Raw genomic sequence first — 16,463 nt, forward strand, 5'->3', positions numbered from 1 at the left:
ATGACTAAAAGAAAATTTATTCCCGGAACTGAATGGCTGTATCTTAAAATCTATACGGGTGTAAAAACAGCTGATATTATTCTGGAGGAAGCCCTCCTATCTTTGATTGCAGATATTCAGGAAAACAATTACATTTCAAAGTGGTTCTTCATCAGGTATCTGGATCCGAAACCTCATATCCGGCTAAGATTCAGATTACGTAGCACCGAAGATTACAATTCTGTTATCCAATTGGTTAAAGAAGCCCTGCAGCAATACCTTGAAAGCGGTGAAATCATATCCATCCTATTGGATACCTATAACAGAGAAGTAGAGCGATATGGTGAATATACGATGGAAGAGTCTGAAACATTATTTCACAGCAATAGTGAACTCACTTTGCAATGTCTGCATTTTGACGATGAAGAGAAGATCATTATCAGTCTTTTTCTGATTGATACCTTCTTAGCAACACTAGGTCTCAGTATTCAGGAAAAGCTTGACTGGATCAAAGATTTCAATGAAGATTTTAAAGCTGAATTTCATGCAGATAAAGTACTTAACAGCCAACTAGATAAAAAATACAGAGCATTAAAGCCTCAATTTCTGAATTTTCTTTTTTCGGAAGAATACGTAGATGAAAGAGAATTTATTATTCTCAATATTGAAACAGACCGGGCTGTATTGGAAAAAATTCAGTACCACGACAAAAATGAGTCTTTGGGAATGCCTCTCAAAATATTTTTTCAAAGTATTTTTCATATGAATATCAACCGGCTTTTTGTTTCCAATCAAAGGACATTTGAAATGATTGTCTACGACTACCTATTAAGATATTATAAAACCAATTTTTGGCTTTGTCAATAAATTACCTAATGACAGGCTTCAATTAGCCCTAAAAAGCGCAAGCGATCCACTCGTCCTATTTTTTACATCTGATTTTATTTTCCTCTTTTTTAATTTTATTTATGGAAATCTTGTGAATATTTCTTTTAATAGGTTAGTCGTGGAGTTTACTTGACAAACGTACAGATAAAAGGGGTGTAAAGAAATTTAGCGCTTTCGCTGAAAATACAGACTATTAATCATTTACGCTCTGTATACGATTTAGCTTTCTATTACAAATAATTTTTGATAATGAAATTTATCAAGTCTTTATATGAATTTTTAATTTGATTTTACAGTATTTTTGAAAGATGAAAAAATTGGAATCAAGAAAGGACATTGAACATCTTGTTAATTCGTTTTACACCAAAGTAATTAAAGATGAGACCATTGGTTTTTTCTTTAGCGATGTAGCGAAAGTAGACTGGGACAAGCATCTTCCGAAAATGTATTCATTCTGGGAATCCATTTTGTTTGGGCAGATGAGTTACAAAGGAAATCCTATGGGCGTTCATTTTCCAATCAACGAGATCCAGGCTATGGAACAAAAGCATTTTGACCGCTGGCTTGAGCTTTGGAGAACAACGATCGAAGAAAATTTTGCCGGAGAAAATGCTGAAATGGCCATTTACAAATCTGAAAACATCGCAAGGCTGATGGCTTTTAAAATGGAGCTTGCGAGGAGGCTGTAATGCGGTTATGGTTATGTGATCCCGGTTCCAGGATTTTGCTTAAAAATTAATTATGGAACAATGACGGTAAAGATATAGGCCGCCAGATTCACTAATAAAACGGTTCCGTACAGGACATTGGTTTTCCCACGGCTTAACGAGAGCATTACAATAAATACAGATAGTGAAAGCAGGATAATATCTTTTTTGTCAAGTCCCAGGACCAACGGAATATCATACATGATACAAACAGTAGACACAGCAGGAATGGTCAATCCAATACTGGCCAAAGCAGATCCTAATGCCAGATTTAAACTGGACTGTATCTGATTGCTTCTTGCAGCACGTATGGCAGCCACTCCCTCAGGAAGAAGGACCACTCCTGCAATAATAACCCCAACCAAAGATTTAGGAGCTCCTATACTCTGTACCATTCCTTCTATCGTTCCGGAAAGACCTTTGGCCATTAAGACTACAATCACCAGACAAACCACCAGAAAACCAAAGCTTATCAGCGTTTTATTCAATGAAGGGATATAATGTTCCTCCGGATGTTCGTCTGGAACGATAAAGTAACTTCTGTGGCGTACAGTCTGTACCATCAGGAAGACTCCATAGATTACGAGACAGGCGATTGAAATAAATATGAGCTGAGCTTCATTATAGAAAGGTCCGTTGACACTTGAAGTAAAATTAGGAAGAACCAGCGTAAGCACCAGAATTGAAACAATACTCACTAAATAGGTTGTAGCAGAAGTTCTTGCAAAGAACTGTTCATGATATTTAACGCCACCTACGAGGATACAAATCCCCAAAATTCCGTTAAGAATGATCATTACGGCGGCAAAAACCGTATCCCTGGCCAGCGTGATCGCCTGATCTCCGCCAGCGACCATGAGCGAGATGATCAACGCGACTTCAATGATGGTGATACAGAGTGCCAGAATAATGGTTCCAAACGGCTCCCCTACTTTATGCGCTACCACTTCTGCGTGATGCACCGCAGACAGGACACTTCCGGTAAGCAGAAGCCCTGCAATAATGTCATAAACAACTCCGCTACCCATCAGACCGGAAAAATAGTACCCCACTGCCAGAACGGGGAAAATATACGTATAGTGTAAAAATTCTTTTAATTTCATAAAGTGTCAACAAAATACAAAAAATCTATGAAATTTGAAATATCAAAAGAAAATATTAATAATATTTTAATCTAAAAAGCAAACAAACCAGCGGCAGCAAGCGTAAAGTTACCGATGCAAGAAATGACAATATCTCCTCACTTTTTATTCTTCAATCGAAATTGAAACCGAATATTAATTTCCGGCCTTTCTATTTCATCTCCCTGCCCTTTTAGCTTAATGAATCCAAAGGTTAAAATCCAGAAAATCCGTTAGCATATGGAACAAAAGACCGATGGCTATAATTCTGATATTTCCCTTAAAAAAGAGCAGCAAAAAATACACCGCAATGGCATAATAGGAATGTAAAATATGAAACCCTATACTGTTTCTTGAGGGGTCAAAAACAGGATGGGCAAATAAATGGTCAAGATCTACCAGCATCGTAGCAAGCATAAGGAGATAAGCTTTTTTCCAGTTGTTGCGGAAAAAGACCAAGGCTATAAAAACCGGAAAAACCAGATGTAAAAAGTAGTGGGTAAATGTTTTTAGTAATGCAATTTCAGATAAACTCATGAATACTCAATCAATTTTTTAGATTATGAGAACTTTACCATCTTAGAATCAAAGGTAGCTTTCCCTTTTTAGCTTTGATCTTCACCCAGTAGTGTTCTGCCTTATTCCCGTAAAATATAAATTCAATGTCTGAAAGTATTGTTCTCTCTGCTGGCGTCAAAGACTTTAATGAAGAGAGCAGCAACGGATTGTTTTTGATGAAGATATAATTTTCTGTAAGTTCAGGGGATAAAGATATCGGTTTTCTGGTAGATTGTATGACAAGTCCTTTGTTGCTCTTATCAATACGGTTGGGCTGAAAAGGAATCGCTGTGAATTGATCTTGGGCATTGATCCATTTTTTATGCTGAAAGTATGCCCATGCTTTTTCAGGAATCTGACTCTGAAGATCAATAATATAATTAGGCTGGATAATTTTCTGAACGGTCTTTTTCTCAATTTCGTTAAAATTATCGTCGTAGCCATAACTGATGATGGTATCATTCACCTGCTCCAGATCAGCTGTTGCTTTAAAATAATTAATCTGCGCTGAATCGATGAGATTTTTGTCTAAAAACTTAGCATAATTTTTCACATTACGCGCATCTAATTCTATTGCTAAAAAGTGATTTCTTTTCTGAACTTCATCAATAACTGAAGCTAAAATTCCGGTGTCTGCTGTATTCTTAATCTCAATTTCATCTGCTTTCAACTCAATGGAAAAATTTTGAATTTTCTGTCCTGAAATGAAAGAAATACTACCCGTACTATGAGAGATCAACTGATCTGCATTCAATGTATTTTTTTCAGAAGACTGAATGAGAACTTTATTAATAGGGTCAAAAGCCAGAGCGGAAGTTCCTATGATTCCGTTTTCACCTTCTATTTTAATGAAAAGCTGGTCTTTCCGGAAGAGATTTTTCCCTTTGGAGATAAACTGACGGCTCTTTAAAAACGCTGAGAATTTTTGCGGGTCTTTGAGTTCAACCACACTGTACCACTCTGAAAATCGGGTGTCTTTGAGGTGAAAGATCTGTAAAAAATCCGGGATCTTGATTCCGGAGTCTTTTAACGAAATTTCCTTTTTATCTTTTGTTTTGCTTCCCGACCATTTTGATGGATGGGCAATCAAGTTTGAAAGATACTGTCTCGTCAATTTTTTCACATCAATTAAAACAACAACATCTGCATCTTTGGGGACTAAATTTAATGTTTTTTCTTTATGAAAAAACACAAAATAGAACGCTGCTGCGAGTAAAAGAATTAACGGGACAATAAGTTTCTTTTTGTTCATTTACAGGATTTGAGGCTTCTTTTCAGAGTCTTTAATTTTAAAAATTTCATCAAACAGATCAAAGAAATACATCAGGCTGTTTTCCGAAGAATTCTTGATGTTGTAGTCTAATTCTGTTTCTAAGCTTTCTCCTTTTACTTCAGTTTTGAAATAGACTTCTCCTACATTTTTTCTGAACAGATCCAATGTTTTCCTTTCAGAAGGGGTTTTGAATTCTTTTTCCAAACCGATCAGAAGTTTCTGCATATCCAGCCTTCCGGACAATGGATATTTCGACGAATCTTTAGCCCATTGTTTAGAAACATCAGACTGGTTTTGCGGGTTCACATTGTCTGTAGAGCTCGTCAGATAAACAATCCCATCTTTTACGGTCATGTACAGCTGATCCATATATCCCCCTCCTTTCTCATCCTTAAATGAGTAAAAACTTCCGATTTTTGAGAATTTCTTAGACCAATGTTTATTGGTAGCCATGACATTGAAAACACGGTTCCAGTAGCCTTCATTTTCTGTTGCAAAAGCAAATGTGAAATTAGGAACAGCTACATCTTTGGTTTTCTTCACTTCCTTTTCATTATAGTCATCATCATATTCGTAGTCTGTATACTCTACCTTTTTAGATTTTAATTCATTCAGAACAAAGATTCCGTTTCCCGGTGCTATTTTAGTAATGGCTTCTTCATCCAGAACAATTTTCATGGTTTCCATCATCAGTTCCATCTCTTTTTTATATTCACCATCTCCCGTGTCCTGAAGGAGGCTGTACATCATATCAAAGGATTTTGCTCCATTGACATTCATTACGTAGTATCCAATGCTTTTTTCATTAATCAGTTCTGCCAGCTTTTTATTTTTCCTGCCTTTGTAAACGGATGAAATCGTTTTCTGGATCTCAGAATTTTTATGCTGATAATTATTGACCAGCTTTACCTTGTCTTTGTCGAAGTATAAATTGTAGTACGAATTGGAATCATAGGCATTTCTGAAAAACTGTCCAAATTGAAATTGCTTCATCATTTTTCCATAGATTCCATCATTGACCATTCTTCCGTAATCTGTGTAAACGAAAGCATCAGAATTGGGATCTCTGAAATTGAGCATTGCTTTTGGAACTTCAAGTTCAAGGTTTGAACTGAAATACTGATCGAAACGGTCCTCAGCTATCTTCTTTACAATTTTGAAGTTTTCGATATTCATAGAGTCCAGTTCCTTCTGATATGCTGTATCTACTTCAGCTTCTGCATATTCCTCTTCTTTCGGATAAACTTCAGCTTCACCATCGGAATGCTGGGTATCTACATTTTCCTTCGGATATTTATGATTCTTTTCCAGGTATTTGATGTCTTTCTGAATTCTGGTGATTTCCTTATTATTTTCTTTGATGTTATCTTTTAAATATTTGATCTCATCCTTCAGGTTTATGATTTCTTCTTTATAATTAAAGGGTTTTTCCGGCTCTATAACGTATGCACTGTCCACCACTACGGCAGCACTGTCAGCAACAGTGGCTACACTGTCTACAGCTGCATCAGCCCAGATATCTTTATAAGGCTTGGTATAGTTCACCATACTCAAAACAGCACGGTCATTGTTCCAGGCCACAAAGATATTATCATCTATATCCACAAAAGAATAGTTCTTTTTCTTAGAAATTTCCAATCCTTTTTTCTTGGTAGAATTGATGAATTCCTGAAATTTCTCTTTGTTGTCTACAATAAAATGAGTGGTATAGGTTTGTATAGAGTCATTAAAACTGGCATAATGATATTGTGTCGCATCATATTTAATTCCCGTTTTTGAATAGTCATTCCACGAGGATTTTTCTTTGCTTTTTTTACTTAATTCATGCAACAACGGATTAAGCTTTTGCCAATTGATTTTCTGATTCAGCTGCTTGCCGTTGATTTCCATGTAAAAGACGGCATCCACAGGAAGTTTCATGCTTTTTTGTGCAAAAACAAGCATAAAACCAAAAAGTACGAAAGCAATTGTTTGTGTTTTTAAAAGTATAGATTTCATGGTTGAGTGTTAGAATTTATTGAAATAATATTGTGTTTTGTAATTGTTTTTTTTGAAAAATAAGGTCTAAAATATTCGCTTCCAGCTTAACTGCCTTTTTATTCGGAGCCAATACATAAGAGCTGTTGGTTTGAGATTTCACCGTATTTTCAAACTGCATGATGGAGGTATATTTTGCATCATTGAAGACTTCTCGGTCTGCCTTCCCCATCTTATCGTAATCTGCCTTAAAAGTATTCACCTTGTTTCTGGTCAATGATTTCTTTTGAAGGCTCTGACTGTAAATCTGTGTGGGAATCATTTTGCCAAGGATATTTTTAGCTTTCAGCTGCTCTAGTCCGGCGTTGATATTTTCTATCTGTTTAAAATTACAGCTTAGTTTGATGATATAATTATCAAAATCCATTGAAGTTTTTACATTACTGATTCCCGGTGTTGCTTTAAAAATTCGGGCTGCTTCATTGATCTTATTTTCAATTTCAGATTTTTTGGGAACTTTTTTACCATTAATGGTCTCCATTTTAGAGATAGAAGCCAATCTGGTTTTGCTCTTGCTGGCATTAAGAATAATGGTGTACTCACCAGTTCCATCTGCTTTAACATTCACTTTATCCAAAATATCAAAACAGCTGGTCAGCAATAATAAAGGAAGAATTACCGCAAACAGCTTCAGGAAATTTTTCATAATTGAATTTTAAAACACAAAACTACTTAATTCCGTTTGAAAATACTTTATGGACTCTGTTATTTCACTGAAAACAACTATTTTTTCAGATTCTTCCCTTCAGATAATCCTGTCTTACTTCTTCATCAAGCTTTTCGATGGCATATCTCAGACAGGTTCTGGGCATCTCATGATAATGTTTATTTAAAAAACTGATAAGCTCTGTTTCTTTTTTCTGTCCCATTTCCCGAAGGAGCCATCCATTGGCTTTGTGCATCAGATCGTGTGGATGTTTCAGGTTTTTAGTCACGAGTTCTTTCGTCAGTTCAAAAGATCCTTTCTTTACATAATGCATTGTACCGACCACAGCAATTCTCTTATGCCACATATCTTCAGAATCTGAAAGGTCCCTCAATAGCTCCTCTTTCGTATTTTCATAGGCATATCTTCCTAAGATTTTATAGCAGGTAGAATCTACCAAATCCCAGTTATTTACATAGGAAAGATGATCCAGGTAAAACTTCACAACCTCCTCTTTCACTGCCTGATCCTTTGTTTTTTCAAACTTTGAAATCAGCATAAAAAGTGCTGTCAACCTATGTTCGTGATATTTTGAAGACAGCAGAATGCTTAAATCCTGCAAGCTTATTTTGGAGTAATATTCTTTGGCAACCGATCTCTGATCCGGAACTTTTACGCCTAAAAACAGATCGCCTTCGCCATATTCCCCTTTTCCTGTTTTAAAGAACTTTGGAAAGAATTCAGCTTTTTCAGGAATGGACAATACAGCCAGGGCTTCCTGGATTTCTTTGATAATAGCACCCATGGGATATCAATTAATTTATCGAATGTAAATAAATTTTAAGCAGTGATAAATGATCTCTTATTAAGCATTCTCATCCAGAACAACTGCTTCCTGCGCCTCCTCTTCTTTCGCAATCGCTTTCGGATTGGCTACTTTAGCAATCGTAAGTCCCTGAACAATAATAGAGAATACGACCACACAATACGTAATACTTAAAATGATTTCACTGTATTCACTTTTAGGAATAGACATGGCCAAAGCAATGGAAACTCCACCCCGGATTCCCCCCCAGACCAGAACTTTTATCGTCTGCGGACTGAATCTCGTTCTCAATGACATGAATCTTGCAGGCACCCAGATCGAAATCAAACGGGCAAATAAAACGACGGCAATAGCTAATAGTCCAGGAACCATAAAGTGCTTCAGATCTTTGATCATTAATAGCTCAAACCCGATAAACAGGAACAATACGGCATTCAGAATTTCGTCAATCAGTTCCCAGAATTTGATCAGATAATCCTGTGTGACAGACTTCATTTTAAATCTGACATTAAAATTACCCATAAATAAACCTGCAGCTACCATTGTCAATGGTCCAGAAATATGCATCTGTCTGGCGATAAGATATCCTCCCATTACTACAGAAAGGGTTACCAAAACGGAAATAATATAATCATCCACTTCACGCATCAGTCTGGAAGTAATCCACCCCAATACAACACCAAGCAGAATACCTCCGCCGGCTTCTTTCATGAGAAGAAGTCCTATGCTTTCAACCCCCAGATCCACTTCTTTTCCTATTGCAAGCTGTAACACGACCGTAAATACCACGACAGCCATCCCATCGTTGAACAGAGACTCACCTGCTACTTTCGTTTCCAGTGATTTGGAAACATTGGCCTGTTTAAGAATACTCAAAACAGCAACAGGATCGGTAGGAGAAATAAGTGCTCCAAAAACCAGACAGTAGATAAACGGAAGCTGAATTCCTAAAAAGGGCAAGAGATAAAACATTCCGAATCCTACTATAAATGTGGAAATCACCACTCCTGCCGTGGAAAATATAAGCACTGGCCTGAACTGCTCCTTGAGATCATTGATATTAATATGGATTCCTCCCGCAAAGAGAAGAAAATTAAGCATGGCGCCCATCAGCACTTCCGTGAAGTCTATACTGTTCATTAATTTATTAAGATGCCCGAAAGTACGCGGAAGTACTGCTTCTCCAAACATGACAAGAAAAATCGAAACGACAATGGCAATCACCATGATCCCGATTGTACTCGGTAGTTTCAGAAATCTGTAATTCAGATAGGCAAAAATCGATGCTAATACTATTAAGGCTGAAAATGAATAATATAACTCCACTAAGTGTCTTTTTTAATTGATTTTTTATAGGTCTAAATAAAGTATTTTAATATATAGTTTACGTCCGTCTTTGTCCCAGATATCGAACATACCGTCTTTGGCCACTTTTGATCCTCTGGTATAATCTTTCCCGATATTCAGAATATTTAGAAGGATATATTCATCACCTACCGAATTGACGATGTAGGCCGTTTTTTCAGAGGCGCCGTCTCCGGAGTTCTTTATTCCATCCGTAAGGGAACGAAACTGGCTCAGATGATGCATAAAATTGCTTCCGTCTTTCCGGGAATCATATGCTCTGAGCAGGATAAGAAGGATATCCAGGTTGGTAGGGTCTTTATCATACAGAATTTTACCCTGCCTGATGCATTCTTCAAAATTGCTTTCCTTAAAAACATTTGCAAGACTCTTGAAATTATCATCAATCGTCGAAACTTTATCATCCCTGAAATTTCTGCCGTAATATAAATACTGGGCTTCAATACTGTCCAGGGATTTTGGATATCCTTTGTATTTAAAAATCAGTTTCTCATAATTGTAGGGAGAATCAGGATTTTTAAGACTTTTTTCAATGTTTTTTAAATCGATCTTTGATTTCTGACTGAACCCAAAAACCGAAAATAAAACGAATAACAGGAAAAAGTGATATTTCATTAATCGTTGTTGTTTTCTTCTTCCTCGTCGTTGTCAAAATATTCGAAAAGGAAATCATTGTATGGGAATCTGGAGATATGGATCTTCATAACCTCATCATAAATCATTTTCTTCATTTCCGGGAAGTTTTCTTTCGTTAAAGCAGAGATGAAAACAGTTGGATATTTAGATTTACCCATCCAGGTCTTCTTCCATTCCTCTAAAGAAACATTCTTTTTTGTAGAAGGCGTAAGATCATCGTCATCTTTTTTGTCGTAGCTGAAACCATCAATTTTATTGAAAACCATGATCATCGGTTTTTGATGAGCATTGATTTCCATTAAAGTATTATTAACCGATTCTACCTGATCTTCAAAGCTTTCATGGGAAATATCGACTACGTGAATAAGCAGATCTGCTTCACGGACCTCATCCAAAGTAGATTTAAAGGATTCTACAAGCTGTGTAGGAAGTTTTCTGATGAATCCTACCGTATCTGTAAGCAAAAATGGTAAATTTCCAATGACCACTTTTCTTACCGTTGTATCTAAGGTCGCAAAGAGTTTATTTTCTGCAAAAACGTCAGATTTGGAAAGGGCATTCATCAACGTAGATTTTCCCACATTGGTATATCCTACCAAAGCAGCACGCACTACTTTCCCACGGTTATTTCGCTGTGTAGCCATCTGCTTATCAATGACTTTCAGCTTGTCTTTTAACAGGGAAATTCTGTCACGAATAATACGACGGTCAGTTTCAATCTCTGTTTCTCCGGGACCTCTCATCCCGATTCCTCCTTTCTGACGCTCCAGGTGAGTCCACATTCTTGTCAGACGGGGCAAAAGATATTGGTATTGTGCCAGTTCTACCTGAGTTCTCGCGTAAGAAGTCTGAGCTCTCTGGGCGAAAATATCAAGAATAAGATTGGTTCTGTCCAGAATTTTTACTTCTATTTCTTTTTCAAGATTTTTAAGCTGGGAAGGAGACAATTCGTCATCAAAAATAATGGTTCCGATCTCATTCTCCTTTACATATTCTTTTATTTCCTGTGCTTTTCCGCTTCCTATAAAGGTTTTGGAATCCGGCTGAGTTAATTTTTGTGTAAAACGTTTTTGAACCGTTGCCCCTGCTGTAAAGGCCAAAAACTCCAATTCATCCATATATTCCGTAAGCTTATCTTCATCCTGATTTTGGGTAATAACGCCCACCAAAATGGCTTTCTCGTAATTATGTTCTTTCTTATCTAGCATTAATTTCTGTCTATGTTTGTGATTTTCACAAGATACCAATTTTAGAAAAAAAAACAAAATCATTTTTTAATCTTCTTTATTTTTTAATGTTAATTTAAGTTGACAACATTTTTCTTTTGTATAAAAACAACAACCCCATAAAGAAGATTTACGAATAATAAACATTAAAAAGTATAAATTTTATAAAAATTTAACCATTCAACATATGATCACTCATATTAAATACATGATCATTGATGAGATTGTTGCGTTTTTTGATTCGGCCGAAAAAGCAATTCCTTACCTTGAATTTCCCATTGACCTTCTCATCTGTGAGACGAAATTTAATGGCATGGGCGGTCTGGAATTCAGAAAACAGACACATAAAATCCCTGTCTGTATATTCGTAAGCTCCCGTCCGGAATTGGCCGCAGAAGTGTTTGAAACGGATGCACTGGATTTTATCACAAAGCCTCTTAAAACAGAGCGTTTACACCACTCAATACAGAAAGTCTTCAACTTTTTCGAAATGAAAGAGAAAGGTGATTGCTTCAATGCACTTCCTGGTGAAAACTGTATTAAAAAAATAAGGCAATCCTGTTTTTCAGATTAAGCTTATCGATATTCTTTATATGAAAGTCTGCCGAGTGCGAACTTTGTATATGTTTAGATTTGAATAACTGAAAATCAATCCCAGTCTGCAGCAACAAATTTCATAGAATTTCCGCTATCATCCGACAGGGTAAGAAAATGGCCTTCGATAGAATAATTGGTCATTTCATCAAATTTCTGACTGAAGGCGGTTTCAAGTTCCATATTCTGGCAGGCTTTTAATGTGCTGCCTACCCCGGATATTTTTACTTTTCCCCCGCTTTTAAATTCGGAAGTAAAGAATATACTGTTACATCCCATATTTGCTCCTCCCCGAATCTTTCCTTTTTCCATAGTTCCTGTGAGGTTGATTTCTGCTTTATTTTTAACCAACTCTTCCTTGGAGAAATTTTTGAAAGAAATGAGCATCCACTGCCTTTGAAGGGCTGGATTTTTTTCCGGAACTGAAGAGCAGCTGACAATAGCTCCTAAAAGCAAAATGGCAAAAAAAGACAGGCGTATTTTTTTCATGTGCATTATCCTTCCATTTTCGTACCATTCCGGGATAGAATATCGTAAAAATTAGTAAATTAGCGACACAAAAATTATTTTATAAAATGAAAAGACTATTTCTACTGTTCACTTTCTTATTGGGCTTTGCTCAGATGAGGGCGGATGAGGGGATGTGGCTGTTAATGCTCATCAAAAGACTTAACGGGGTCGACATGCAAAAAGAAGGACTGCATTTGACGCCTGAAGAAATTTATTCGGTCAACAATTCAAGTTTAAAGGATGCCATCGTAAGCTTTGGAGGTTTCTGTACCGGGGAAATTGTTTCTGACAAAGGACTTATTTTCACGAACCACCACTGTGGTTATGGTGCTGTGGCTGCCGCTTCTACTCCGGAAAAAGATTATCTGAAAAACGGATTCTGGGCTATGAAGCAGAAAGATGAATTTAATGCGAAAGATCTTTATGTAAGATTTTTAGTTAGAATGGATGATGCTACCCAGAGAATCAATTCTAAGCTAAACAACAATATGACCGGAGCAGAGAGAAAAGCTGTGATTGATGCCGAAACAAAGGCGATCCAGACGGAAAACTCTGAAAACGGAAAATATACAGTAGTGGTAAGAGATTTCTTCAATGGAAATGAATTTTACTATTTCGTGTATCAGGATTACAAAGATATCAGATTGGTAGGTGCACCGCCTTCATCATTAGGTAAATTCGGTGGTGATACAGATAACTGGGAATGGCCAAGACATACGGCTGACTTCACTGTATTCAGAGTTTATGGAGATGCAGCAGGAAACCCTGCAGAATTTGCTCCGAGCAACGTTCCATTGAAGCCTAAGCACTTCCTTCCGGTTTCTCTTAAAGGGATCAAACCTGGAGATTTCTCTATGATCTTGGGATATCCCGGAAGAACTAACCGTTACCTTACTTCTTACGGTATTCAGCAGATGGTGAACAAAGACTATCCGGCCTGGGTAGAAGCGTCTAAACTTGCTATGGACGTAATGAAAAAGTATATGGACAAGGATAAAGCAACTCAGCTTAACTATGCTTCTCAATATGCTTCTGTAGCGAACTACTGGAAAAACAGACAGGGAACTATCGATGCGGTAGATAAAAACGGAACAATCTCTGATAAACAAAAAATCGAGGATACCTACAGAAAATGGTCTGTAATGCCGGGTAACACTGCTTATGATGGTATTTTAGAAGATATTGAAGCTTATTACAAGCAGGTTTCTGAAAGAAATGTTGAAAGAAACTATGCTTCACAGTTCTCAAGAAATGCAAAATATATTACACTTGCTTTACAGGTAGGGTCTGTACTTAAGGCATACTCTGCTCAGGATATGCAGGGAAGACTTGCTATGAAAGCAAAAACTGAAGCTGCTCTTAAAGCCGCTTACGAAAACTTCAACCCATCTCTTGAAGGAGAAATGCTTGCTTCAATGGCCAATCTTTATCAGACAAGAGTAACGAATAAAGAAGTGGCATCTGCTACTATTTTAGGATTGGATGCGAAGACGCTTTCTAATGTAGCTTATTCTTCAATCTTTGCCAATAAGACTTCTGCTACGAATTTCTTACTGAATCCTGATCCATTAAAGCTTGATGCTGATCCACTTTGGAAAATTGCCAACGGAATCGTTGCTGATCAAAAAATGAGCACAGAAAGATATGCGAAAGTTGATGACAACTTCAACAAAAACAACCGTCTGTTCTTAGCTGGATTAATGAAAGCTATGCCTGAGAAAAAATTCTATCCGGATGCTAACTCTACGATGAGATTAACCTATGGAACTGTAGATAAACTTCCGGTTAGACAAGACAGAAATTACTTCGGTGTTACGGATAACTATTATACTGATATGACCGGTCTTGTAGGAAAATACAAGAAAGGTGATGAAGAATTCGACCTTCCACAAAGAGTGATCGATCTTTATAACCTTAAAGATTTCGGACAGTATGCTGATGCTGCAGGATATATGCCTGTGAACTTCCTTTCTAACAATGATATTACGGGTGGTAACTCTGGTTCTCCTGTTATTGACGGAGACGGAAACCTTATCGGTATTGCATTCGACGGAAACAGTGAAGCATTAAGCGGTGATATTGTATTTGAACAAGACTGGCAGAAAACGATCAACGTAGATGTACGTTTCGTTCTTTGGACGATTGACAAATATGCAGGAGCAAGAAGACTGATCGACGAATTAAAGCTTGTAAGAGGAGAAAACACGCCTCCTGATACAAAGACTAAAAATTCAGGAACAACCGAACTTCCTAAGAAAACAAAAAGCAAAAAATAATCTTCTCTAAGATATTTTTAAAACCGTGAATGTATGTTCACGGTTTTTTGTTTGGTATTTAATGTTTAAGAAAAAAGGGAGTTTAGAATACACTCCCTTTCAATTATTTATACTTTCAATTCTGCTTTAAGCCATTGTCCTGTGTTGCCATTTGTAATGGTAATTTCTCCATTATCATGACCAACTGTAACTCCAAGATCATTTACAACCTGCTTAAAATATCCTTTATTAAGATTAGTATCTATATCCCTCTGCCATAAGAACATTGCAAACTGTCCGGAATCATTTTGAAGCATTAAAGTTCCCAATGTACTTCCAAAGCCAAAAGGTTCGATACCAATTCCTTTAACTTCGTTGGCGTTAAAGTATTTTTTCGGAAGCAAATTAATAGATCCATTTAGATAAGCTTTCGTTTTCAGTCCATTAGTCTGCCAGGTATGTACCATATAATTAGCTGTTGTGGCAGCATCAATTGCAGTTGCTCCCAGCTGGTGACTGCCATCTTCCAAAAATCTTGCGTGAAGAACTTGTGGTGTAAAAATAATGGGTACATTCCATTCAGGAGAAATATTTGCAGTCTCAAGAAGATAGTCGAAGTCGGTAATAAATTCGGAAGATTCAATCGAAGGAATTGCATTTTCTTTCGAAGGTATATATCTCCAGGCATTCCCAGCGTAGTTAATATTTCGTTGTGTAGATTTTGTTGTTTCTGTTCCATCTGCAAAAATTTTAAAAGCATGTAAAGAATTTATGTTATTTCCCGTAATAGAAATTCCTGCAACTTTTCTTAAAAAAAATTGCCTGATACGCTCCTGTATGAAACATGTTTCCTGAAATATTGATTCCTCTTACCGATTCATCATTTCCGCTTAGTCCTAATGTAATATAAGAATCAACAACGTGTTCATCATATCCTTCAAAATAATTTCCTGAAATATTAATTCCAAAACTATCGGTAAGCATTAAGCGTCCGGCAGAATATTCAAAACTGCATCCGGAGATATTTCCACCTGTCGTTGTATCTGCAATTTCTGAAGGAATTCCCGCTCCAAGAATTTTTAAATTGGTTACATTAAAAGCATTTGTTGCATTTTCAAATTTAAATGCCTGATAAGTTCCCTGGAAATAAACTGAATTAAGTTTTGTAAAATAACAATCATTTAAATCAAAGCCCAGTTTCATCCCATCAAAACGACAATCTGTAATTCTTAAATAATGGCAGGACTTAGATTTAACAAATGTTTGGGCAGTAGCTTCATTAATGGAAATAAAGTTTTTAATATTTACATTATTGTAGTGCTCATAAATATCTACCATAACGGCTACACCATTAATAAACTGAAGAGATCCGTCAGCATTTTTAGCTTGCTCCTGTCTCAAAAATGTAGCTTCAATATTAAAGATGACAATATCATTATCTCTACTACTTGAAAGCTCACAATTTTTACCATCAATAATCAAATCTCCTCTTTTGATTTCCAAGGTAGAATCTACAATTACCTTTTCCAAACCGTAAAATGCAACTTCATTTACTTTTTTATTGTCTTTAATATCAAAAAGCATCTGGCTTAATTTTGCACTCTCATCGGTCCCGTTACCTTTCACACCCCACCATCTTACATCTGCTACTTCAAATATTCTTTCATATTTAGTTTCCTATGTTTTTAGTTAACACATTGTTTACTGCGCTATCTGCAGCTCTTACTTTTTTCCACGAATATTCCAATCCTGTAAATTCGTCTGTTAATAAAATAATTTCGTCTGTTGTACTCATTTTTAATATTTTTTGATTTAGTTAAGATAATAGACAAACATTTTTCA

At 36.5% G+C, this 16,463-nt stretch carries 17 protein-coding genes; 4 read left to right on the top strand and 13 right to left on the bottom strand.

What is annotated here, in order from left to right; all coding sequences use genetic code 11:
• Together BUC06_RS00140 and BUC06_RS00145 are read left to right on the top strand one after the other, a co-directional pair.
• Complete coding sequence (locus tag BUC06_RS00140) at positions 1-846, top strand: thiopeptide-type bacteriocin biosynthesis protein (RefSeq protein ID WP_073328156.1); 846 nt, start codon at positions 1-3, stop codon at positions 844-846.
• A gap of 329 nt (positions 847-1,175) precedes the next feature.
• Positions 1,176-1,556, top strand: a complete 381-nt coding sequence (locus BUC06_RS00145) for a group III truncated hemoglobin (RefSeq protein ID WP_073328159.1) — start codon at positions 1,176-1,178, stop codon at positions 1,554-1,556.
• 50 nt (positions 1,557-1,606) lie between these two features.
• Here BUC06_RS00145 and BUC06_RS00150 read toward each other — a convergent pair whose 3' ends face one another.
• From BUC06_RS00150 to hflX, 9 genes are all read right to left on the bottom strand, one after another.
• Positions 1,607-2,677, bottom strand: coding sequence for a calcium:cation antiporter (locus tag BUC06_RS00150; RefSeq protein WP_073328162.1), 1,071 nt, complete (start codon positions 2,675-2,677; stop codon positions 1,607-1,609).
• A 216-nt stretch (positions 2,678-2,893) separates the two neighbouring features.
• On the bottom strand, positions 2,894-3,232 hold the full coding sequence (locus BUC06_RS00155; RefSeq protein ID WP_073328164.1) for a DUF6122 family protein: 339 nt from the start codon (positions 3,230-3,232) through the stop codon (positions 2,894-2,896).
• Between the two features lie 34 nt (positions 3,233-3,266).
• Positions 3,267-4,505: a hypothetical protein gene (locus BUC06_RS00160; RefSeq protein WP_073328167.1), complete on the bottom strand. Its 1,239-nt coding sequence runs from the start codon at positions 4,503-4,505 to the stop codon at positions 3,267-3,269.
• Positions 4,506-6,524: a hypothetical protein gene (locus tag BUC06_RS00165; protein ID WP_073328168.1), complete on the bottom strand. Its 2,019-nt coding sequence runs from the start codon at positions 6,522-6,524 to the stop codon at positions 4,506-4,508. It abuts the gene before it with no gap.
• A 16-nt stretch (positions 6,525-6,540) separates the two neighbouring features.
• Positions 6,541-7,209 (bottom strand): hypothetical protein, encoded by a 669-nt coding sequence (locus BUC06_RS00170; RefSeq protein WP_073328171.1) that lies wholly within the window; start codon positions 7,207-7,209, stop codon positions 6,541-6,543.
• A gap of 85 nt (positions 7,210-7,294) precedes the next feature.
• Positions 7,295-8,014: a DNA alkylation repair protein gene (locus tag BUC06_RS00175; protein WP_073328173.1), complete on the bottom strand. Its 720-nt coding sequence runs from the start codon at positions 8,012-8,014 to the stop codon at positions 7,295-7,297.
• 60 nt (positions 8,015-8,074) lie between these two features.
• On the bottom strand, positions 8,075-9,361 hold the full coding sequence (locus BUC06_RS00180; RefSeq protein WP_073328176.1) for a cation:proton antiporter: 1,287 nt from the start codon (positions 9,359-9,361) through the stop codon (positions 8,075-8,077).
• A gap of 24 nt (positions 9,362-9,385) precedes the next feature.
• Positions 9,386-10,015 carry a DUF4919 domain-containing protein gene (locus BUC06_RS00185; RefSeq protein ID WP_073328177.1) on the bottom strand — a complete coding sequence of 210 codons (630 nt, stop codon included), beginning with the start codon at positions 10,013-10,015 and terminating at the stop codon, positions 9,386-9,388.
• Positions 10,015-11,244, bottom strand: coding sequence for a GTPase HflX (gene hflX, locus BUC06_RS00190; protein ID WP_073328180.1), 1,230 nt, complete (start codon positions 11,242-11,244; stop codon positions 10,015-10,017). The genes BUC06_RS00185 and hflX overlap by 1 nt, the downstream gene beginning before the upstream one ends.
• A 205-nt stretch (positions 11,245-11,449) precedes the next feature.
• Here hflX and BUC06_RS00195 point away from each other — a divergent pair, with 205 nt between their 5' ends.
• The gene (locus tag BUC06_RS00195) at positions 11,450-11,836 is read left to right on the top strand and encodes a response regulator (protein WP_073328182.1); all 387 of its coding nucleotides are present in this window, start codon (positions 11,450-11,452) and stop codon (positions 11,834-11,836) included.
• A gap of 74 nt (positions 11,837-11,910) precedes the next feature.
• Here the strand turns inward: BUC06_RS00195 and BUC06_RS00200 are convergent, their stop codons facing one another.
• Complete coding sequence (locus tag BUC06_RS00200; protein WP_073328184.1) at positions 11,911-12,345, bottom strand: META domain-containing protein; 435 nt, start codon at positions 12,343-12,345, stop codon at positions 11,911-11,913.
• Positions 12,346-12,431: 86 nt separating this feature from the next.
• On the opposite strand from BUC06_RS00200, the gene BUC06_RS00205 reads away from it, so the two are divergent.
• Positions 12,432-14,642, top strand: a complete 2,211-nt coding sequence (locus BUC06_RS00205; protein ID WP_073328187.1) for a S46 family peptidase — start codon at positions 12,432-12,434, stop codon at positions 14,640-14,642.
• A gap of 107 nt (positions 14,643-14,749) precedes the next feature.
• Here the strand turns inward: BUC06_RS00205 and BUC06_RS00210 are convergent, their stop codons facing one another.
• The 3 genes from BUC06_RS00210 to BUC06_RS24260 all read right to left on the bottom strand — a co-directional run bounded on the left by BUC06_RS00210 (position 14,750) and on the right by BUC06_RS24260 (position 16,416).
• Positions 14,750-15,151, bottom strand: a complete 402-nt coding sequence (locus BUC06_RS00210) for a hypothetical protein (RefSeq protein WP_073328189.1) — start codon at positions 15,149-15,151, stop codon at positions 14,750-14,752.
• Between the two features lie 244 nt (positions 15,152-15,395).
• Positions 15,396-16,247 (bottom strand): hypothetical protein, encoded by an 852-nt coding sequence (locus BUC06_RS00215; protein ID WP_073328192.1) that lies wholly within the window; start codon positions 16,245-16,247, stop codon positions 15,396-15,398.
• Positions 16,248-16,290: 43 nt separating this feature from the next.
• Positions 16,291-16,416, bottom strand: a complete 126-nt coding sequence (locus BUC06_RS24260; protein WP_262487903.1) for a hypothetical protein — start codon at positions 16,414-16,416, stop codon at positions 16,291-16,293.
• Positions 16,417-16,463 lie beyond the last annotated feature (47 nt).

The sequence above is a fragment of the Chryseobacterium carnipullorum genome (assembly GCF_900142785.1).
In the GTDB taxonomy this organism is placed as follows: domain Bacteria; phylum Bacteroidota; class Bacteroidia; order Flavobacteriales; family Weeksellaceae; genus Chryseobacterium; species Chryseobacterium carnipullorum.